This is a genomic window from uncultured Tateyamaria sp. (assembly GCF_947497045.1).
Classification (GTDB): Bacteria; Pseudomonadota; Alphaproteobacteria; order Rhodobacterales; family Rhodobacteraceae; genus Tateyamaria.
Map to the genome: position 1 here is coordinate 154,220 of NZ_CANMEU010000007.1, position 19,244 is coordinate 173,463.

17 protein-coding genes are annotated in these 19,244 nt (G+C 61.5%); 11 read left to right on the forward strand and 6 right to left on the reverse strand.

Annotated features, from left to right (window positions below):
* Nucleotides 1-4 precede the first annotated feature (4 nt).
* The 4 genes from Q0859_RS14925 to Q0859_RS14940 are packed head-to-tail and all read left to right on the forward strand — an operon-like array spanning nucleotide 5 to nucleotide 4,161.
* A complete protein-coding gene (locus tag Q0859_RS14925; protein WP_299152429.1) occupies nucleotides 5-1,207 on the forward strand; it encodes an acyl-CoA dehydrogenase family protein in 1,203 nt (400 codons plus the stop codon).
* Nucleotides 1,204-2,274 (forward strand): acyl-CoA dehydrogenase family protein, encoded by a 1,071-nt coding sequence (locus Q0859_RS14930; protein ID WP_299152431.1) that lies wholly within the window; start codon nucleotides 1,204-1,206, stop codon nucleotides 2,272-2,274. Before Q0859_RS14925 ends, Q0859_RS14930 begins: the two co-directional genes overlap by 4 nt.
* Nucleotides 2,255-2,674: a PaaI family thioesterase gene (locus Q0859_RS14935; RefSeq protein WP_299152433.1), complete on the forward strand. Its 420-nt coding sequence runs from the start codon at nucleotides 2,255-2,257 to the stop codon at nucleotides 2,672-2,674. The genes Q0859_RS14930 and Q0859_RS14935 overlap by 20 nt, the downstream gene beginning before the upstream one ends.
* Nucleotides 2,671-4,161: a class I adenylate-forming enzyme family protein gene (locus Q0859_RS14940; RefSeq protein WP_299152437.1), complete on the forward strand. Its 1,491-nt coding sequence runs from the start codon at nucleotides 2,671-2,673 to the stop codon at nucleotides 4,159-4,161. The genes Q0859_RS14935 and Q0859_RS14940 overlap by 4 nt, the downstream gene beginning before the upstream one ends.
* Before the next feature lie 5 nt (nucleotides 4,162-4,166).
* Here Q0859_RS14940 and rpe read toward each other — a convergent pair whose 3' ends face one another.
* A complete protein-coding gene (gene rpe / locus Q0859_RS14945) occupies nucleotides 4,167-4,856 on the reverse strand; it encodes a ribulose-phosphate 3-epimerase (protein ID WP_299152439.1) in 690 nt (229 codons plus the stop codon).
* Between the two features lie 189 nt (nucleotides 4,857-5,045).
* Between rpe and xylB the strand changes: the two genes are divergently transcribed.
* From xylB to Q0859_RS14960, 3 genes are read left to right on the forward strand one after another with little or no spacing between them, the layout of a single operon-like run.
* On the forward strand, nucleotides 5,046-6,494 hold the full coding sequence (gene xylB / locus Q0859_RS14950; protein WP_299152441.1) for a xylulokinase: 1,449 nt from the start codon (nucleotides 5,046-5,048) through the stop codon (nucleotides 6,492-6,494).
* A complete protein-coding gene (gene xylA / locus Q0859_RS14955) occupies nucleotides 6,491-7,798 on the forward strand; it encodes a xylose isomerase (protein WP_299152444.1) in 1,308 nt (435 codons plus the stop codon). The genes xylB and xylA overlap by 4 nt, the downstream gene beginning before the upstream one ends.
* Nucleotides 7,779-9,083, forward strand: a complete 1,305-nt coding sequence (locus Q0859_RS14960) for a cytochrome c peroxidase (RefSeq protein WP_299152446.1) — start codon at nucleotides 7,779-7,781, stop codon at nucleotides 9,081-9,083. Before xylA ends, Q0859_RS14960 begins: the two co-directional genes overlap by 20 nt.
* A gap of 7 nt (nucleotides 9,084-9,090) precedes the next feature.
* On the opposite strand, the gene Q0859_RS14965 is transcribed toward Q0859_RS14960, so the two are convergent.
* Both Q0859_RS14965 and Q0859_RS14970 read right to left on the reverse strand, forming a co-directional pair.
* Nucleotides 9,091-10,590, reverse strand: coding sequence for a CRTAC1 family protein (locus Q0859_RS14965; RefSeq protein ID WP_299152448.1), 1,500 nt, complete (start codon nucleotides 10,588-10,590; stop codon nucleotides 9,091-9,093).
* Nucleotides 10,583-11,785, reverse strand: a complete 1,203-nt coding sequence (locus Q0859_RS14970) for an ROK family transcriptional regulator (protein WP_299152450.1) — start codon at nucleotides 11,783-11,785, stop codon at nucleotides 10,583-10,585. Before Q0859_RS14970 ends, Q0859_RS14965 begins: the two co-directional genes overlap by 8 nt.
* 174 nt (nucleotides 11,786-11,959) lie before the next feature.
* Here Q0859_RS14970 and Q0859_RS14975 point away from each other — a divergent pair, with 174 nt between their 5' ends.
* The 4 genes from Q0859_RS14975 (at nucleotide 11,960) to Q0859_RS14990 (ending at nucleotide 16,142) form a co-directional block, all read left to right on the forward strand.
* On the forward strand, nucleotides 11,960-12,994 hold the full coding sequence (locus tag Q0859_RS14975; protein ID WP_299152452.1) for a substrate-binding domain-containing protein: 1,035 nt from the start codon (nucleotides 11,960-11,962) through the stop codon (nucleotides 12,992-12,994).
* A 132-nt stretch (nucleotides 12,995-13,126) separates the two neighbouring features.
* Nucleotides 13,127-14,452 (forward strand): sugar ABC transporter permease, encoded by a 1,326-nt coding sequence (locus Q0859_RS14980; RefSeq protein WP_299152456.1) that lies wholly within the window; start codon nucleotides 13,127-13,129, stop codon nucleotides 14,450-14,452.
* Nucleotides 14,449-15,225 (forward strand): ATP-binding cassette domain-containing protein, encoded by a 777-nt coding sequence (locus Q0859_RS14985; protein WP_299152459.1) that lies wholly within the window; start codon nucleotides 14,449-14,451, stop codon nucleotides 15,223-15,225. Before Q0859_RS14980 ends, Q0859_RS14985 begins: the two co-directional genes overlap by 4 nt.
* Before the next feature lie 20 nt (nucleotides 15,226-15,245).
* Nucleotides 15,246-16,142, forward strand: coding sequence for a glucokinase (locus Q0859_RS14990; RefSeq protein ID WP_299152462.1), 897 nt, complete (start codon nucleotides 15,246-15,248; stop codon nucleotides 16,140-16,142).
* A 26-nt stretch (nucleotides 16,143-16,168) separates the two neighbouring features.
* On the opposite strand, the gene hpaH is transcribed toward Q0859_RS14990, so the two are convergent.
* The 3 genes from hpaH to Q0859_RS15005 are packed head-to-tail and all read right to left on the reverse strand — an operon-like array spanning nucleotide 16,169 to nucleotide 19,198.
* Entirely contained in the window at nucleotides 16,169-16,963 is a 795-nt protein-coding gene (hpaH, locus tag Q0859_RS14995) for a 2-oxo-hept-4-ene-1,7-dioate hydratase (protein ID WP_299152465.1), read from the reverse strand.
* Nucleotides 16,953-17,804, reverse strand: a complete 852-nt coding sequence (locus Q0859_RS15000) for a fumarylacetoacetate hydrolase family protein (protein ID WP_299152467.1) — start codon at nucleotides 17,802-17,804, stop codon at nucleotides 16,953-16,955. Before Q0859_RS15000 ends, hpaH begins: the two co-directional genes overlap by 11 nt.
* Entirely contained in the window at nucleotides 17,801-19,198 is a 1,398-nt protein-coding gene (locus tag Q0859_RS15005; RefSeq protein WP_299152470.1) for a pyridoxal-dependent decarboxylase, read from the reverse strand. Before Q0859_RS15005 ends, Q0859_RS15000 begins: the two co-directional genes overlap by 4 nt.
* Nucleotides 19,199-19,244: the final 46 nt, after the last annotated feature.

The window sequence follows — 19,244 nt, forward strand, 5'->3', positions numbered from 1 at the left end:
CACGATGGATATGAGCTTTACCGACGATGAACTGGCCTTCCAAAGCGAGGTGCGGGAGTTCTTGCGCGATGAACTGCCTTCCGAAATCGTGGACAAGGTGGCCAAGGGGATTGAACTCGGCAAGGACGAGGTTGAGCGGTGGCACGCCATTCTGAATGCGCGCGGATGGCTGGCCCCGAACTGGCCCAAATCCTTTGGGGGTGGCGAATGGAACGCTGTGCAGCGCCACATCTTTGATACCGAGGCAGCAGCTGCAAATGCCCCGCGTATCGTGCCCTTTGGGCTGTCGATGCTGGGGCCTGTGTTGCAGAAATTCGGATCGAAAGAACAGCAGGACCATTGGTTGCCCCGCATTCTGGATGGGTCGGACTGGTGGTGTCAGGGCTACTCCGAGCCGGGGGCTGGGTCTGATCTCGCCTCGCTCAAGACCCGCGCTGTGCGCGATGGCGATCATTATGTGGTCAATGGCCAAAAGACGTGGACGACCCTTGGCCAGCACGCCAACATGATTTTCTGTCTTGTCCGTACGGATCCGGATGTAAAACAGCAGGAGGGCATTTCCTTTTTGTTGATCGACATGAACACGCCGGGGATCGAGGTGCGCCCGATCATCCTGCTGGATGGCAGTGATGAGGTGAACGAGGTCTGGTTCACGGATGTGCGCGTGCCGGTCGAAAATCTGGTGGGCGAAGAGAACAAGGGCTGGACCTATGCCAAATACCTGCTGACCCATGAGCGGGCGAATATCGCGGGCGTCGGTTTCTCTCAGGCGGGGCTGGCGGCGGTCAAACGGATGGCGCGGGCGGAAAACCACAATGGCAAGCCGCTGATCGAAAACCCCCATTTTGCGGCCCGTGTCGCGCAGGTGGATATCGATCTGCGGGCCATGGCGACCTCGAACCTGCGGATCATTTCAAAGGCGGCTGCGGGTGGTGCGCCGGGCCTTGAGGCCTCCATGCTCAAGGTGAAGGGGTCGATTATTCGGCAGGAAATCAATGACCTGGCACGCCGTGTGGCAGGCCCTTACGCGATGCCCTTTGCCTCAGAAGCGCTGGAAGGTGCCAATGACACAATCCCCGACCCGCTTGGTGCGGGGCCGGTGGCGGCGCAGTATTTCAACAACCGCAAACTGTCGATCTTTGGCGGTTCGAACGAAATTCAACGCGGCATCATTGCCAAGGTCACCATGAGCGGAGGCCGGGCATGAATTTTGAACTGACCGAAGAGCGGCAGATGTTGCAGGACACGCTGCGCCGCTATCTGCGTGAGAAATACACAACTGCGGTGCGCAACGATATACTGACGTCGGATGCTGGGCTGTCCGCTGACATTTGGGCCGAATTGGCGGAGCTTGGTGTTCTTGGCGCGCTCTTCACCGAAGAGATGGGCGGCTTTGGCGGTGCGGGTTTTGATCTTGCCGTGGTGTTTGAAGAACTGGGGCGCGCTGGCGTTGTGGAACCCGTACTCGATAGCGCGCTGATGGGCGGGCGGTTGCTGGCGGCGGCGGGCAAGTCGGATATGGTCGAGCAGGTGATTGCCGGGACGTTGCACCTTGCCGTGGCACATGGCGAACCCGGCGGCCGGTACGATATGGATTACGTGCATACGAAAGCGGATGGTGGCGTATTGACCGGGCGCAAAGCGGTGGTGATGAACGCCGAAGCGGCGGATCACCTGATCGTCTCAGCGCGGGATGGCGATGCAATTGCGCTTTACCTCGTCGCGAAGGATGCCAAGGGCGTCGACATTCAGGGTTATCCGTTGCTGGCAGGGGGCCGTGCGGGCGAAGTGACGTTTGACAATACGCCTGCTGAGCCGTTGGGCCTGTCGCTGTCGGACCTGCAAGCCGCGACCAATCTGGCACTTGTTGCGATCAGTGCCGAAGCGCTTGGCGCGATGGAATCCGCCACCCACCTGACCAAGGACTATCTGATGACGCGGACCCAGTTCGGCCGGCCCATCGGGACCTTTCAGGCGCTCGCGCACCGGATGGCCGACCTGTTGATCGAGTTGGAACAGGCCCGCAGTGCGGTGATCAATGCGGCTGGTTATCTTGAGGCACCGGATGCGGACCTGCACCTGTCCGCCACCAAGAACCTGATCGGAAGGATTGGACGGCTGGTGGCCGAAGAGTCGATCCAGATGCATGGTGGCATCGCGATGACGCAGGAATACGAACTGGCCCATATCGCCAAACGCATCGTCATGGCCGATCACCGTTTTGGCGACACCGACTATCATCTGGAGCGGTTCATTGCCCTCTCTGCCGCCTGATCCGGGCATTATCCGGGACGAAACGGGCGCTCAGACGCTGCTTGGCTATGTCGTCGATCTTACGGTCGGGGATGGGGTTGCGCTGTGCCATCTTGAGATCGGGGCCCAGCACGGCAATCGCCATGGTGGGCTGCACGGCGGGATCATCGCCTGCATGCTGGACAATGCGATGGGCTATGCCGCTGCGCTGAGCTTTGAGGGGGATACGCAAACCCGCGTCCACACCCTGTCGATGACCACAAATTTCGTCGCACCCGCGTCCCAAGGCCGGGTGACGGCCAAGGGTGTCGTCACCGGCGGCGGGCGCGCCACCGTGTTTGCCGAAGGACATTTGCAAGATGAGGAAGGCCGCGTGCTGGCCACAGCCACGGGCGTTTACAAACGGGTCAAAGGGCAATGAGGGCGCCTTCGGTCATAGACCTGCTGCTTGGGCAAGCAGAGGCGCGACCGGAGGCTCCTGCGCTTGAGGATTCCCTTGGTACCAAGTGGAATTACGCTGATCTGAAACATGCTGCCGATGCCCTGTCTGAGGTTTTGGGCAAGGAGGGTGTGACAGCAGGCGACCGCGTTCTGATCGTTTCGGAAAACTGCGGGGCGGCGGTGGCCGCGCTGTTTGCAACTTGGCTGATTGGTGCGGTGGCGGTGCCGGTGAACGCCCGCCAGACGGCACATGAACTTGACCGGATCATTGCGCATGCCGCGCCGCACGCCGTGTTGCTGACCAGTGCTGTGTCTTCGGATGCGGTTGCGCACAGTGCACGCCTGAACGCCTCCGAAACGACAGGGGCGTGGGGTGCGCTTGATCTGCTGTGCCTGCCCGCACCTGCGTTGGATATCGACCGCGATATTGCTGTGATCCTCTATACCACGGGCACCACCGGCGACCCCAAGGGCGTGATGTTGACCCAAGCCAATGTATGCTTTGGGGGCCAGACGTCGGCCAATTTGCGGGCGATGACGCCTGCGGACCTGATCTATGGGGTTTTGCCCACGACCCATGTGTTCGGCTTGTGTTCGGTGGTGGTTGCCGCGATCCATGCAGGCGCGCCTGTGCGTCTGGTGCCCCGGTTTGATGTCTGCGCTGTCTATGATGGGTTGCGTGACGGGATCACTCTGTTCTCGGCCGTTCCGCAGATGCACGCGCTGCTGATGGCCCATGCGCGGGCGAATGGGCTGGAGGCTTTGGGGTCCGACACGTTGCGCTATGTCTCGTCCGGGGCGGCCCCGCTGGACCCAACCTGGAAACGCGAGGCCGAGGCATTCTATGGCGTTGCGATCCAGAACGGATATGGAATGACCGAAAGCACCGCAGGCACCGCCGCGACGCGCAATCTGATTGGGGACCTTGACACGTCCGTTGGCCCCGCCTTGCCCGAGATCGAGATTGCGATTGATCAGGCGGATGCGGTGGATGGTGTGGGCGAAGTCCTGACCCGTGGACCACATGTAATGCGGGGATATTTCCGCAACAAGGTCGAAACCGCACGCACCATTGACGCGCAGGGGTGGCTACATACCGGCGATCTGGGCTGCATCGATGGGCGCGGGCATCTGCACATCGTCGGTCGCGCCAAGGAGTTGATCATTCATGGCGGGTTCAACGTCTACCCACCCGAGGTCGAGGCGGCGCTGAACGATCATCCCGACGTGGTACAGGCCGCCGTGATCGGACGACCCTTCGAGGGGGACGAAGAGGTCCTTGCCTTTGTTCAGGTCGCACGAGACAGCGGATTGAGCGCGGATATTCTGCGTACCTTCGTGCGCGACCGGCTGGCAGGGTATAAGCGCCCCGCGCGCTATATTCTGGCGCAGAGCCTGCCAGCGGCCCCGACGGGCAAGGTCCTGAAACACAAGCTGATCGAGACGTTTGCCGCCGAGTTGGCGTGATCGCCCTAGGTCCAGACCCCGTTTGCGGCCTCCCGAATGGCGCGGATATTCTCACCATAGGGGGCAGGGTCGCTGACGGACCCGCCGCGAAAAACAGCTGAGCCAGCGACCAGCACATCCGCACCAGCCTTTGCCACTAGAGGCGCGGTTGTAGGGTCCACGCCGCCATCGATTTCGATATGCACAGGGCGATCCCCGATCATCTGACGCAAGGCGGTGATCTTGGCCGACATATCGATGAATTTCTGTCCACCAAAGCCGGGATTGACCGTCATCACGCAGATCAGATCGACCATATCCATCACCTCTGCCACAGCACTTGCGGGTGTGCCGGGGTTCAAGGCAACGCCCGCTTTCATTCCGGCACCCCGGATCGCTTGCAGCGTGCGGTGAATGTGGGGGCCAGCCTCCACATGGGCGGTCAGCACATCGGCGCCCGCGTCCGCAAAAGCTTCGATATAGGAATCAACGGGCGCGATCATCAGGTGGACATCCATGACCCCCTTGATATGGGGGCGGATCGCGGCACAGGTCGCAGGCCCGAAGGTGATGTTGGGCACGAAATGGCCGTCCATGACATCGACGTGGATCCAATCGGCCCCCTGCGCCTCCACCGCGGCGCATTCAGCCCCGAAATTGGCAAAGTCTGCCGCGAGAATGGAAGGTGCGATTTTGATGGAACGATCAAAGGTCACGGGCTGTCTGCTCCTGTTTGTGCGTAGCCGCGATATATCGCCGAGTCGCCCATGTTGAAAGGGGCCCGTCGAGGTGGGCCTGTCAAGTTCAGAGAGGTGTCGCGCGCGCGATGCAATCCGTCGATTGCGCGTCATTAAATTTGACAATCGAATTAAAGCGCGCGACTGTGCGGATCAGGGAGGACGGCCATGTACCTGGGATTTGATTTGGGCACATCCGGTGTGAAAGCGTTGCTGGTGGATGACGAAGGTCGGGCCATTGGCAGCGCGGATGCGCACTATGATGTGACCAACGCCGCACCGGGATGGAGCGAGCAGGACCCGGCCGATTGGATCGCCGGGATGACGGCCGCAATGGCCGCGTTGCGCGCTGCACGTCCTGAGGCCATTGCGACGGTGCGGGGCGTGGCCCTGTCCGGTCACATGCACGGCGCGGTTCTGGTCGACGCGGCGGGGGCGGTCTTGCGCCCTTGTATTCTGTGGAATGACACGCGCAGCCACGCTGAAGCTGCCGCGATGGACGCGGACCCGCTGGCCCGCAAGATCAGCGGCAATATCGTCTTTCCGGGGTTCACCGCCCCCAAACTGGCATGGGTCGCAGCCCATGAACCCGATGTGTTTGCCAAGGTCGCCAAGGTCATGTTGCCCAAGGACTACGTGGTCTGGTGGCTGACAGGGCGTCATGTGACCGAGATGTCGGATGCCGCCGGCAGCGCGTGGCTGGATGTCGGAGAACGTTGCTGGTCGGACGATCTGTTGCGTCTTGGCGGTATGCGCGGCGATCAGATGCCGGAGCTGCTTGAGGGGACAGACGTGGTTGGGTCAGTGCAATCCGCGCGTGCCGACCTTGGCTTGCCTACCGACTGTCAGGTGGTTGCGGGTGGGGCCGACAATGCGGTGGCTGCCTGCGGCGTGGGCGCGCTTGGGCAGGGCGATGGTTTTGTGTCCTTGGGCACGTCGGGCGTCGTCTTGGCGGGGCGTGACAGCTATGCGCCCGACGCGGATACGGCGGTTCATACCTTCTGCCATGCGGTCCCCGAACGGTGGTACCAGATGGGGGTTGTTCTGGCGGCCACCGACAGCCTCAATTGGCTCTCGCGGATCACAGGGCAGTCGCAGGGCGCGTTGACCGAGGCGCTTGGGCCGACCCTGACCGCGCCGGGCAGCGCGAAATTCTATCCCTACCTGTCGGGCGAACGCACCCCGCACAATGATGCAGATGTCAGAGGTGGTTTTACCGGCCTTGATATTGGTGCAGGGCCGACCGTGTTGACCCATGCGGTTATGACGGGCGTCAGTTTTGCACTGCGCGACAGTTTTGAGGCGCTCAAGGGCACGGGGGCCACGCTTGAGGCAGCCCTTGCCATCGGGGGCGGTACCAAGTCAGACCTGTGGACCAGAATGCTGGCGACCACCCTCAATATCCCGCTGGAGCGACCGGCAGACGGGGCCTTTGGTGCGGCCCTTGGTGCGGCGCGGATCGCGATGTGCGGTGTAACGGGTGATGATCCTCCCACCGTTATGACCAAACCGCAGATTGCTGATATCATCAAACCTGACCCGACCCTCACCTCTGCCTATGACGACGCCTATAACGCGTTCACCACTGCCTATCCCAAATTGAAAGCCATGCCATGACCTCCGGATTTTTTGACGCCGTTCCGCCCGCCGCCTTCGAAGGGCCTGACAGTACGAACCCCATGGCCTTTCGCCACTATAACCCCGACGAAAAGGTGATGGACAAGCGGATGGAGGATCATCTGCGCTTTGCGGTGGCCTATTGGCATTCCTTCGCGTGGGAGGGCGGGGACCCGTTTGGTGGGCCGACCTTTGTGCGGCCCTGGCATCCGCAAGACGATATGGGCCGCGCCAAGATGAAGGCGGATGTGGCGTTCGAGATGTTCGAGCGGCTCGGCGTGCCGTTCTTCTGCTGGCACGACGCCGATGTGCGCCCCGAAGGCGATACGTTGGGCGAAAGCATCGACCGGTTGAACGAGATGACCGACTATTTCGGGGAGAAGATGGACAGCGCCAAGGTCCGGCTGCTCTGGGGCACGGCCAACATGTTCAGCCACCGCCGCTGGATGTCGGGGGCCTCGACCAACCCGGACCCGGATGTGTTCGCCTATGCAGCGGCGACCGTGAAATCCTGCATGGATGCGACCCACAAGCTGGGCGGCGACAACTACGTGCTGTGGGGCGGGCGCGAGGGGTACGAAACCCTGCTAAACACCGACATGGGCCGCGAGCTGGACCATATGGGCGCGTTCCTGAACATGGTGGTCGAATACAAGCACAAGATCGGGTTCAAGGGGCAGATATTGGTTGAACCCAAGCCGCAAGAGCCATCCAAACATCAATACGACTATGACGCGGCAACCTGTATCGGGTTCCTGCGTAAATATGGGCTTGAGGATGAGGTCAAGCTGAACCTCGAACAGGGGCACGCGATTTTGGCGGGCCACAGTTTTGAGCACGAGATCGCAGTGGCGGCAAGCGAAGGCATGCTCGGCTCCATCGACATGAACCGCAACGACTACCAGTCGGGCTGGGACACGGATCAATTCCCCAACAACGTGCCCGAGGTGGCGTTGTGTTATTACCATATCCTGCAAGCGGGCGGTCTGGGGCAGGGGGGGACGAACTTTGATGCCAAGCTGCGCCGCCAATCACTGGACGCTGAGGATCTGATTGCTGCTCATGTTGGGGCGATGGATATCTGCGCGCGGGGCCTCAAGGCCGCAGCCGCCATGATCGAGGATGGCGGTCTGAGCGATGCGCTGGCTGCCCGCTATGCCGGATGGGACCGGGACGCCGCGCAGGCGATGCTGAAAAGCGATCTGGGCACGATTTCCGAACGGGTCTTGGGCGACGGGATCGAACCGCAGCCGCAGTCGGGGCGGCAGGAGATTTTGGAAAACCATGTTTCGCGTTTCGTTTAAGGCGGCAGTCCTTGGATTGATCGCAGCGCCGATCTGGGCAAGCGATCTGCCATATGCCGAGCCCGAGTTTCCGACCCATGACCCTGCTCTGATCGAACTGGGACAGTTGCTGTTTTATGACCCGGTCCTGTCGGGGTCCAAAACGGTCAGCTGTGCCACTTGCCACCACCCCAAACATGCTACCGGTGACGGTGTGTCGCTCGGGCTTGGGGATGGCGGCGTTGGTCTGGGGCCTGATCGGGTCGTGGATGCGAAAAACATCCCCGAACAACGCATCCCCCGCAACGCATCGCCCCTGTTCAACCTGGGCGCACGCGAATTTACCGTTTTTTTCCACGATGGCCGGTTGGAGGAGGATGCGAACCGCCCCTCGGGTATCCGCACCCCCCTGGGGTCCGAGATGGAGATGGGCTTTGCCTCTGCCTTGTCCGCGCAATCCATGTTCCCGGTGTTGTCACCTGATGAGATGGCGGGGCATTACGCCGAAAACGATGTGGCTCAAGCCGTGCGCCAAGGGTTGCTGACAGGGCAGGGCGGGGCGTGGAATATCCTGTCCGAGCGGGTCAGCGCGATCCCGGAATACCGTGCGCGCTTTGATATGATCATCGGCGATAGGGGGATTGGGTTCACCGACATTTCGGATGCGCTGGCTGCGTTCCTCGATTTCGAATGGCGCGGTGTGGCGAGCCCGTTTGACCTTTACCTGCGCAATGGAACCGAGATGGAACCCGCCGCGATGCGCGGGATGGCGTTGTTTTATGGCAAGGCCGACTGTACGAGCTGCCACTCCGGTCGGTTCCAGACGGATCATGATTTTCATGCGATCGCCATGCCCCAGATCGGGCCGGGCAAGGCGGCCCGGTTCGAGGATCATGCGCGTGACACGGGGCGGATGCGTGTGACGGGCGATCCGGCGGATGCCTATGCGTTCCGCACGCCGCCTTTGCGTAACGTGGTGTACACGGCACCGTATGGACATAGCGGTGCCTATGCGACCCTCGAAGGGGTCATACGTCACCACCTTGATCCGGTGACCAGCTTGCGCAGCTATGATCCTTCGCAGGCTGTGATGCCGGGCTTTGATGCGGATGATCTGCGGGTGATGGGCGACACGGCCGAGATCAATGCCATCGCGGCGGCCAACAGCCTTGCGCCCCAATCGCTGAGCGATGAAGAGGTTTCGGACCTGATTGCATTCATGGGTGCGCTGACCGATCCGCAAAGCGTGCGCGGGGCGTTGGGTATCCCGGCCAGCGTGCCGAGTGGATTGCCGATCGATCGCTAGGCGCGCGCTATCTGGCGATGCGCAGGTGCTGATTTGCATCTGCGTCCTGCCATTCTGACCACCCGTCGTGCGGCCAGCGCACCCGCAGCTTCACGGCATTCGCATCGCCCAATCCAAAGTGCTGCGGCCCTGCCATGCCGCCTGCATGGCCGCCGCCCACTGTGATCTCACGTGCTTGTACGGATGTGCCATCATCCACCTGGATCCAAGCACCCACGGCTTGCGCATTGCCATCTTCCTGGGTCAGCGACACGCTCAGCCACTGGCCGTTGGTCGACGTGACGTTCTGCCAGACCTCAAGCGGTGCGCGCCGATTGACGACTGCCAGATCGAGCAGACCATCGCCGTTGAAATCTGCCAATGCCGCGCCGCGACCACGGTGCAGTGATGCGACGCCAGCGGTATTTCCGGCTTCGGCAAAGCTGCCATCGCCTTGCGCGATCAACAGGTTGTTGGGGTCTTCCATCGCGTTGCCCGGCATTTGCTGCACATTGCCCTTGGCGATGAACGCATCATCGCGCCCGTCATTGTTCACGTCGCCAAAGGCGATGTGCCACCCGGTCGAGGGGCGCCCGTCATCGCCGATATAGGGGCGTTGCGCCGTACTGCCGACGTCAAAGGGGACATCGACATATGTGGGCGTCGCCTCCGCCCGGTGCATCAGGCGTTGATCGCCCATCGAGCTTAGAAACACCTCGTCGCGCCCGTCCCGATCCAGATCACGCGCCGCGATTCCCATGCCCCAGAGCATGTGACGATCCCAACCGTCGTCCTCGGTATAGAGGCGGGGACTATCCTCCATCGCCCACAACTGTTCCTGTCCGTCGCGGACATAGTAGTGACGATCATTGGACACCCGCAGATCGGCGCGGCCCGTGCGGGCCCAGTCGGTGAACAGCATCGACAGCGCACAATGCCCTGGTGTGAGCGGGGTTGCGGCATATCCGCTGGCTGTTGGTCTCCATAGCGTATTGATATCGCAGGCTTCGAACGGCCCTTCCGGGTCGGCGCGGTCCACGTAGTGCCCGAAGGCGAGCGTTGGTCTGGACTGCCCCGCCTCCCAAGTTGCCGAAAACGCAGTGCTCCAGCGATCTTCGAAATCCCAAGGGATGGCCTCGAAATCGCACCCGCCAAGGCCGTGCAGCATGATGTCGGCTCCGACGCGCAAGACGACCAGATCAAGGGTGCCATCACCGTCGAAATCCAGCGGATAGGCCCCGGTGGTACCTGTGATCTTCAGCGCAGGTGGGGTCGCGTCCACAAAAGCCACGGCACCGCCATCCGCTGACACGTTTTGCAACAGCATCGCCGGGTTCGATCCGCCCGCTGCAACCAGATCCAACCGGCTGTCACCATCGCAATCCAGCACCGCAAGGCCACCGCCCACAAAATGCTCCCACCCGCCATCATAGACGTGTTTGGGGACCGTGATAGGCTCAAAGCGAGGCGTACTGTCCGCCAGTACCTGACCTGCCAGAACGGCATATAATGCGAGCGGCTTAAACATCCGCCAACTCCTCGACGGCCGTGTCCTGCACATATTCCAGCGCATAGGCGGCCGCCCCTTTGGCCCACATCAGGTTGTTCCATTTGTGGACCACGACAGCGGGGGCGGGTTTGTCGATCTCGACGATCAGTTTTTGCATGTCGTCAATCACCGTGTCCGCATAGAGGTGGTCAAATTGCATCTGTTCACCGGCGAGGATCACCAGTTCGGGGTCAAAGATGTTGACCAGATTGGCAAGACCCATGGCAAACATCTTGCCCGCGCGTTCAATGACGGTCCGGGCGGTGGGATCACCCGCCTTGGCGGCGCGCAATACCGTGTTTACGGCTTGTGAGGTCGGCATTGTCAGGCTGACGCCGCCCACGCTGGCCGCCTCGCGCACGAGGGCATAGTCGGCCACGTAAGCCTCCAGACATCCGCGTTGTCCACAGCGGCACAAGGCCCCGTCCAGATGTACTTTGGTATGACCAAATTCAGCCCCGCACCCGCGCGTACCGCGATAAAGCTGGCCGCCCAGGACCATGCCCATCCCCACACCGCTTTCGATGGTGATGACGATAAAATCTGAGTGATCCTTGCCAATGCCAAAGGTCAGTTCGGCCATCGCCACAAGGTTGGCATCGTTATCGAGGTAGACGGCGATCCCCAGGCGTTCGGATAATACGGTACCGAAAGGGACATTGCGCTGATCAAGTGAGGGGGACCAGTAGACCAGCCCGTGATCGGCATCGACCACACCCGCAAGCCCCACGCCGACACCGGAGACATCCCCAAGGCCCAGCCCGGCCTGGGCGGTCAGCGCCTCTAGCGCGGTGGCGATCTCTTCGGCAAGGGCGTCGGGCGAATGACGCCCCGGCGCGATCTGTTGTTCGAAATCGGCGATATGGGCCCCCTCGAAATCCATCAGGACCAGAGAGATTGCAGTGGTCGAAACCTTCAGACCCGCGATCAGGTGGGCCGCTCCTGCAACCTTGAGGTCGACGCGCGGGCGGCCGCGTGATGCCTCGTCGCTGCGTGATTCGCGCGGCACTTCTTCGATCAATCCGCCGCGCAGCAACTCTCCGGTTACGGAGGTCACAGTCGCCCGGCTGATGCCGGTACGTGCGGCCAGATCAATGCGGGGCAGGGGGCCGCGTTGCGCGATCTCGCGCAGCAGCAACCGCCTGCTTTCAACTTTTTGGTGCCCGAACGCCATGAAAAGACTTTCTTTTTTCTTCCCGAGGATGGTCGCCGCCGGCGACCTCTCCAGCCGATAGTGACCCTTTTTTGCAAAGCTGTCCAATTTAATTTGCTTTTCGAATTTAATTAGCTAACAATGAGGAACCCAGTCGAAAAAAATGGTTGGGCCATGTCTTTGGGAGGACACTTAATGAAACGACGCACGATACTCGGCGCCCTTGCGGCTGCCACGATGTTCACAAGCCCCGTCCTGGCCGATGGCCACGGCGTCACCGTGGGGGTGAGCTGGTCGAACTTCCAGGAAGAGCGCTGGAAAACAGACGAAGCGGCCATCAAAGCCAAGCTCGAAGAGTTGGGCGCGACATATATTTCCGCAGATGCGCAAGCCTCGGCTGCCAAGCAGCTGACCGACGTCGAGGCGCTGATCGCCCAAGGCGCGGACGCGCTGATCATCCTTGCGATGGACAAGGATGCAATCGGCCCCGCCATCGACCAAGCCGACAACGAAGGCATCCCGGTCGTGGGTTATGACCGTCTGATCGAAGATGATCGTACGTTCTACCTGACCTTTGACAACAAGGGTGTGGGCCGCATCATCGCCCAGACCGTGATGGCCGCACAGCCCGAAGGCAACTATGCCATCATCAAGGGCGACAAGGGTGATCCAAACGCCGGTTTCCTGCTGGAAGGCATGATGGAAGTGATCGGCGACAAGGTCGCATCCGGTGATATCAACATCGTCGGCGAAGCGTTCTCGGACGGCTGGAAGCCTGACAATGCCCAGAAGAACATGGAGCAGATCCTGACAGCGGCCAACAACGACGTTGACGCGGTTCTGTCCCAGAACGACGGCATGGCCGGTGGCGCAATTGCCGCTCTTCAAGCGCAAGGTCTGTCCGTGCCGGTTGGCGGTCAAGACGGCGACCACGCCGCGCTGAACCGTGTGGCCCGTGGCGAGCAAACCGTGTCGGTCTGGAAAAACGCGCTGGATCTGGGTGGCAAAGCCGCCGAGATTGCCGTGGCTCTGGCCGGTGGAACCGCGTTGGCCGATGTCGAAGGCGCGGAAAAGTGGTCCGGTGGTGCGAACGGTGTTGAAATGAACGCCATCTTCCTTGAGCCGACCCCTGTGACCAAAGACAACATCAGTGCTGTGATTGACGCGGGCCACATTGCCAAAGACAAAGTGTGTGCCGGTGCCATCGACGGTGTTGACGGCTGTAGCTAAGGGTTGATTCCCTGCATCGGCAGCGTTTTTGTGCTGCCGATGCACTCTCTCGAATTTCCTTATATCCCATCGCGCACGTATGCCCAGGATATGTCTTGCGGTTAACGGGTGCCCCTTATCCGGGACATTGTGATGACTGACACATCGACTTCTGCCGGACAGCCGACGCCCCCCGCCGCAAAAGGGCCTGTCGCGCGCTTTATCCAGGCCACCGAACTTGACACCCGCCTGTTGGGGATGATCGGCGCGCTGGCGCTGATCTGGATCGGCTTTCACCTTTACGGCGCGCTTGTGAATGGCTTTGGCGCGTTCCTGACCCCACGCAACCTTTGGAATCTGAGTGTTCAGACCTCATCTATCGGGATCATGGCCTGTGGCATGGTGTTGGTCATCGTGACCCGCCACATCGACCTGTCGGTCGGTTCGGTCCTTGGGTTCTGCGCCATCGTCATGGGTGTCACCCAGGTGTGGTTCCTGCCAACGCTTGTGGGGCTCGAACACTGGTCGATCTGGATCATCGCCGTCATCGTGGGCCTGATCACCGGCACATTGGTGGGGGCGTTCCACGGCTACATGATCGCTTACATGCAAATCCCGGCCTTTATCGTAACCCTTGGCGGGTTGCTTGTCTGGCGCGGCGCGGCTTTCCTTGTGGCACGGGGCGAGACGATCTCGCCCGTGGACAGTACCTTCCGCCTACTTGGTGGAACCCCCGAAGGGGCGGTCGGTTCGACAGGGTCATGGATCATCGGCCTGATCGCTGCTGTGGTCGTGGTCGGTCTGGTCTTTGCGGGCCGCTCGCAGCGCAAGAAACATGGGTTTGCACAGCGCCCCATGTGGGCCGACACCTTCATCGCCGCCATTGGGGCAGGGTCCGTCATTGGCGCGGTTCTGTTGGTCAACGCCTATCCGTGGCCGCGCGGCGTTGTTCGTCGCTATGCCGCGGCTGAGGGCATCGAAATCCCCGAGGGCGGGTTGTTCATCAGCCACGGCTTTGCCATTCCCGTTCTGATCCTGCTGGCGGTTGCGATCATTATGGCACTGGTAATGAGCCGCACCCGGTTCGGACGCTATGTCTATGCCATCGGGGGCAATCCCGAAGCAGCGGCATTGGCGGGGATCAACACCAAATGGATGACGGTCAAGATCTTTGCGCTCATGGGGTTCTTGACGGGGCTGTCGGCCTCGGTCGCCTCGGCCCGGCTTGGCTCGGCCACCAACGCGCTTGGCACGCTGGATGAGTTGTACGTGATTGCGGCGGCCGTCATCGGGGGCACCTCGCTCGCGGGTGGGGTCGGCACGATCTATGGCGCGGTCCTTGGGGCCTTTGTCATGCAAAGCCTGCAAACCGGGATGGTCCTGATCGGCTTTGATGCGGCCATCCAACAGGTCGTCGTGGGTTCCGTCCTTGTGCTGGCCGTCTATCTGGACAACCTGTATCGGAGGTCTTCGAAATGAGCGTTGAAAAGAAATCCATCGACCGCAGTGGCACGCCGCTGGTCGACATGCGCGACATCTGCATCTCGTTTGGCGGGGTCCATGCGGTCGATCATGTGTCGGTTGATCTATACCCCGGCGAAGTCGTGGGCCTTCTGGGCCATAACGGCGCGGGCAAATCGACGCTGATCAAGATCCTGTCGGGCGCCTACGGGATGGACTCGGGCGAGATCTATGTGAACGGCGAAAGGGCCACGATCACCAACCCGCGCGATGCACGGTCCTACAATATCGAGACGATCTACCAGACGCTTGCGCTGGCCGATAACCTTGATGCGGCGTCCAACCTGTTTCTGGGGCGCGAGCTGACTTCGGCGGTCGGCTTCGTGGATGATGATGCGATGGAGGCCGAGACGCGCAAGATCATGGCGCGCCTCAATCCGAACTTCAAAAAGTTCAAGGATCCGGTATCGGCCCTTTCGGGTGGTCAGCGTCAGTCGGTGGCGATTGCGCGCGCGGTCTATTTCAACGCGCGCATCCTGATCATGGATGAGCCGACAGCCGCCCTTGGTCCACACGAGACCCAGATGGTGTCCGAACTGATCCAGCAACTCAAGGCGGACGGGATCGGCATTTTCCTGATCAGCCACGATATCCACGATGTGATGGAGCTGTGTGACCGGGCCTCGGTGATGAAGAACGGGCAATTGGTGGGCACAGTTGACGTTGATGACGTAACCGACGATGACCTGCTTGGAATGATCATTCTGGGTAAGAAACCAGGCGAATCCTAAACATGCGGGACCGGGCGGCGATGCTGTATCTAGTGGCAGATGTGGGGGGCACGAATTGCCGTCTGGCTTTGGCGGATGCAACAGGCGTGCGCGCCGATACGGTACGTCGGTTTCGCAATGAAGATCATGCCTGTTTCGCCGATCTGGCGCGCGGCTATATTGCCGAACAGCCCCCGCTAAGTGCTGCGGCCATTGCCATCGCGGGACCGGTGGGCAAGGGGGAGGGGCGGTTGACCAACCGGGACTGGCACTTTGATGCCGTCGATCTGGCCCGCGATCTGTCGCTGTCGGCGGTCCACCTTCTCAACGATCTTGAGGCACTTGGCCATGCGATCAGCATCTTGCCGGACAGCTCGCTTGAGCATCTGAGCGGGATGCCGATTGAGGAAGAACCTCAGGCCATGGTCGTGGGCCTTGGCACCGGGTTCAACGTCAGCGTGACACACCGCCCGTCGGGTGTGGTCTATGCGGCTGAAATGGGCCATGCGCGACTGCCGCACCCCGTGGCGTCGATCGTTGAGGCCGAAATCGAAGATGCGCGGTCCTTTGACACGGTCGAGCATCTGTTGTCCGGCAAAGGTCTGGCCAGGTTTCACGCGGCCCGCACAGGCGTCACATGTGCCCCCGAAGAGTTGAGCAGCGCACCGGGGGGTCCCGAGACGCTTGCGATCATGGCGCGCGCCCTTGGCGCGTTGACCCGTGAAGTTGCATATCTCTATCTGCCCGAGGGGGGGATTTACTTTAACGGCAGTCTGGCGCGCACGTTGCTGACCGGGCCGAACCGCGAGGCTGCCCTTGCGCCGTTGACGTCTGATACGCTGTTTGACGGGCGTATGGCGCGCATCCCGACCTATCTGCTGACGGATGATGCGTCGGCCTTGCATGGCTGCGCGCGCTACCTGGCCGTCGCGGTCTAGCGACAGGTGCGCATTGCGAATGCGCCTTACGCAAATTCCACTGTCACCGCGCCAAAATTCCCGAAATCCGCGTGGATATTTGTGCCGGACGGGCATTCGATGGGCCGGATGAAGCTGCCTGACAGGATGACCTGCCCCGCCTTGATCGTGTCGCCATAAATCGCCATGCGGCGCGCCAGCCACACCACGCTCTCCACGGGATCGTTCAGCACACCCGCGCCGAGGCCGGTTTCTTCCACCGTGTCGCCTGCTTTGACGATGGCCCCGACCCATCGCAGGTCGTCAGGCTGATGGCGCGCGGTGCCCATCACGATCCCTGCATTGGCGGCGTTGTCGGCGATGGTATCGAAGACCTTGCGGGCGTGACCCGTTGCAGGGTCAGTACGCAAGATGCGGGTGTCGAGGATTTCGAGGGCAGGGGCGACATAGTCCGTGGCCTTCAAAACGTCGTCACGGGTGATGTCCGCCCCCCCAAGGTCCGCGCCCATGATAAAGGCAATCTCGGCCTCCACTCTGGGCTGAATGAAATGGCCCGCCGGAATGATCGCGCCGGTTTCGAAGTGCATCGAGCGGGTCAGAACGCCGCTGTCGGGAATGTCGATGTTCAGCGCCTGCTGCATGGCGCGGCTGGTCAGCCCGATTTTCCAGCCCGTGACCGGATCGCCTGCTGCCACCTTGGCGGCCACGACCTGCGCCTGGATCGCATAGGCGTCGTCCATGGTGATACCGGGGTAGGCGAGCGACAACAGGCCGGTCTGCGTGCGCATTCGTTCCGCGTCGATCAGGGCGCGTGCCGCGCTTGCGTGCTCCTCAGGTCTCATCCGCGACCTCGCTGCGCAGCGTGCCGATGCCTTCGGTGCTGACTTCGACCACATCACCGGGCACGAGGAACTTCGGGGGATCGAACCGTGCGCCCGCCCCAGTGGGCGTGCCCGTGACGATGATGTCGCCGGGCACGAGCGTTGTGAAGGTTGAGATATAAGCGATCTGGCGGCGGATCGGGAACAGCATGTGACTGGTGCGATCGTCCTGGCGCAGCTCGCCGTTCACATGGGTGGTGAGCCGGATGTCATCGAGCTGGGCGGCATGGGTGAAGGGGACAAGCCAGGGTCCCATCGCGCCGGAGGCATCCCAGTTCTTGCCTTGGGTCACGTTGAATTTGGCGTGGCGCACCCAGTCCCGGATCGTCCCTTCGTTGCACAGCGTCAGGGCCGCGATATGGTCATAGGCGTCACGTTCGGAAATGCGCCGCCCGCACTTACCGATCACGATGGCGATCTCGCCCTCATAGTCGAGTTTGTGGCTTTCGGGGGGGCGCAGGATGGGTTGGTCATGGCCGGTAAAGCTGCGCGCGAAACGAAGGAAGAGCGACATGTTGGGCGGGGCATCCTGCCCGTCCTTGTACTCGGCATTGCGGTCGGGAAAGTTGACGCCAACGCAGATGATCTTTTCCGGGTCCGGGATGGGGATCTTGTAGGTCACATCGGTATGGGTCGCGTTGCGTCCTTGGGCCGCTTGTGCCAGTTCGTGCAATCCGTTAGCGGCAATCACGTCGCGCAGGCTTGGCCAATGGGGGAAGTTCGGTGACAGGGGGATCATCCCATCGTCGCGCACCGCCCCGTAATAGGTCGCCCTGGCGGTGGTGTAGGTGGCGAATTTCATAGTGCTCTCGCGATCTCGGTTATGGTGTCGAAGGCGGTGTCGAAATCGCGTTCTTCGCAATCGAACTGACCGGCGGTGAAGCGGATCACCTTTTGCCCGTCCACCAGTGTTTGAGTGAGATAGATGCGCCCGTCATCATTGATTGCATCAACAAGCCGTTGGGTGTGGGCGTCGCTGGCCCTCGCGACCTTGAAGGTCCACAGCGACAGGATCGGCTGCGTCGCGATATCAAAGTCGGGCTCGGCTGCGAGGCGGGCGCAGAGCGCTTGGCTCCATCTCACATGATTGCGGATGCGGGTGCGCAGCCCCTCCATCCCGTAGTGGCGCATCAGGAACCAGAGCTTGAGCGCGCGAAAGCGGCGCCCGAGGGGGATGGACCATTCGGAATAGTCGGTGATGTCGCCCTGGGCATGGGTCTTGAGGTATTCGGGTCTGATCGCGAGGGTTTGGCGCAACAGGTCGGGATCGCGCAGGAAATGTGCGGCGCAGTCAAACTGCGCGCCCAGCCATTTGTGCGGGTTGAACACGATGCTGTCGAACTGATCGGCCCCCGCCCAGAGCGTGCGAAACTCGGGGCAGATCATGGCCGTGCCCGCCCATGCGGCATCGAGATGTGTATAGAGGCTCTCGGCGCGTGCGATGGCTGTGACCGCTTCGAGATCATCGCAGGCACCCATACCCGTGGCCCCCGTGGCTGCAATGATCCCGGCGGGTAGGAACCCGGCGGCGCGATCCTTGTTGATTGCGTCCTGAAGGGCGATGCGATCAAGGCTGCGCAGCGCGCCGATCGAGCGGATCTTGACCAGATTGTCCTGCCCGATGCCTGCGACCCAGATGGCGCGATCAATCGAGCTGTGCACCTGATCCGAGCAGTAGATCCGCAACGTCGGCTGGCCCGGCAGCCCGTGTTGATTGCCCGCCCAGTTGAGCGCGCGTTCGCGCATGGTCAGCACCGCCGCGAGGGTGGCTGAACTCGCGCTGTCCTGAATGACGCCCTGATAGCTGTCCGGCAGGCCAAGGCCCTGACAGAGCCATTCCATCATCCGCGTTTCCATCTCGGTCGCCGCCGGAGAGGTCTGCCAGAGCATACATTGCGGCGCTATGATTGCGGCCAGAAAATCGGCCAGCACCGAGGCGGGGGCGGCGTTGGAGTTGAAATAAGCGAAGAAGCGGGGGTGCTGCCAATGGGTGATCCCGGGCATCACGACCGTGTTGAAGTCGGCCATGATTGTGCCGAGATCGGTACCTGTTTCGGGTGGGTGTGTGTCCAATTGCGCTGCGATATCACCCGGTGTGGTCTGTGCGCGAACGGGTCTGTCGCGCAAGCTGTTGTGATAGCGCGTGCCCCATTCGGCGGCCTCTGTGGCGTGTTTGGCGAAGTCATCCCAGCTCATTTTGGTCCTTCCGGGCGGTGTGTCACGGCGCACGACACGTGCGCCT

Excerpts from the sequence above, each read along its gene's own strand:
- Q0859_RS14930 (WP_299152431.1), top strand. The coding sequence starts at position 1,204 with ATGAATTTTGAACTGACCGAAGAGCGGCAGATGTTGCAGGACACGCTG.
- Q0859_RS14990 (WP_299152462.1), top strand. The coding sequence starts at position 15,246 with ATGCTGTATCTAGTGGCAGATGTGGGGGGCACGAATTGCCGTCTGGCT.
- Q0859_RS14965 (WP_299152448.1), bottom strand. The coding sequence starts at position 10,590 with ATGTTTAAGCCGCTCGCATTATATGCCGTTCTGGCAGGTCAGGTACTG.
- Q0859_RS14940 (WP_299152437.1), top strand. The coding sequence starts at position 2,671 with ATGAGGGCGCCTTCGGTCATAGACCTGCTGCTTGGGCAAGCAGAGGCG.
- Q0859_RS14985 (WP_299152459.1), top strand. The coding sequence starts at position 14,449 with ATGAGCGTTGAAAAGAAATCCATCGACCGCAGTGGCACGCCGCTGGTC.
- Q0859_RS15005 (WP_299152470.1), bottom strand. The coding sequence starts at position 19,198 with ATGAGCTGGGATGACTTCGCCAAACACGCCACAGAGGCCGCCGAATGG.
- xylB (WP_299152441.1), top strand. The coding sequence starts at position 5,046 with ATGTACCTGGGATTTGATTTGGGCACATCCGGTGTGAAAGCGTTGCTG.
- hpaH (WP_299152465.1), bottom strand. The coding sequence starts at position 16,963 with ATGAGACCTGAGGAGCACGCAAGCGCGGCACGCGCCCTGATCGACGCG.
- xylA (WP_299152444.1), top strand. The coding sequence starts at position 6,491 with ATGACCTCCGGATTTTTTGACGCCGTTCCGCCCGCCGCCTTCGAAGGG.
- Q0859_RS14960 (WP_299152446.1), top strand. The coding sequence starts at position 7,779 with ATGTTTCGCGTTTCGTTTAAGGCGGCAGTCCTTGGATTGATCGCAGCG.
- Q0859_RS14975 (WP_299152452.1), top strand. The coding sequence starts at position 11,960 with ATGAAACGACGCACGATACTCGGCGCCCTTGCGGCTGCCACGATGTTC.
- Q0859_RS14970 (WP_299152450.1), bottom strand. The coding sequence starts at position 11,785 with ATGGCGTTCGGGCACCAAAAAGTTGAAAGCAGGCGGTTGCTGCTGCGC.
- Q0859_RS14980 (WP_299152456.1), top strand. The coding sequence starts at position 13,127 with ATGACTGACACATCGACTTCTGCCGGACAGCCGACGCCCCCCGCCGCA.
- Q0859_RS14925 (WP_299152429.1), top strand. The coding sequence starts at position 5 with ATGGATATGAGCTTTACCGACGATGAACTGGCCTTCCAAAGCGAGGTG.
- Q0859_RS15000 (WP_299152467.1), bottom strand. The coding sequence starts at position 17,804 with ATGAAATTCGCCACCTACACCACCGCCAGGGCGACCTATTACGGGGCG.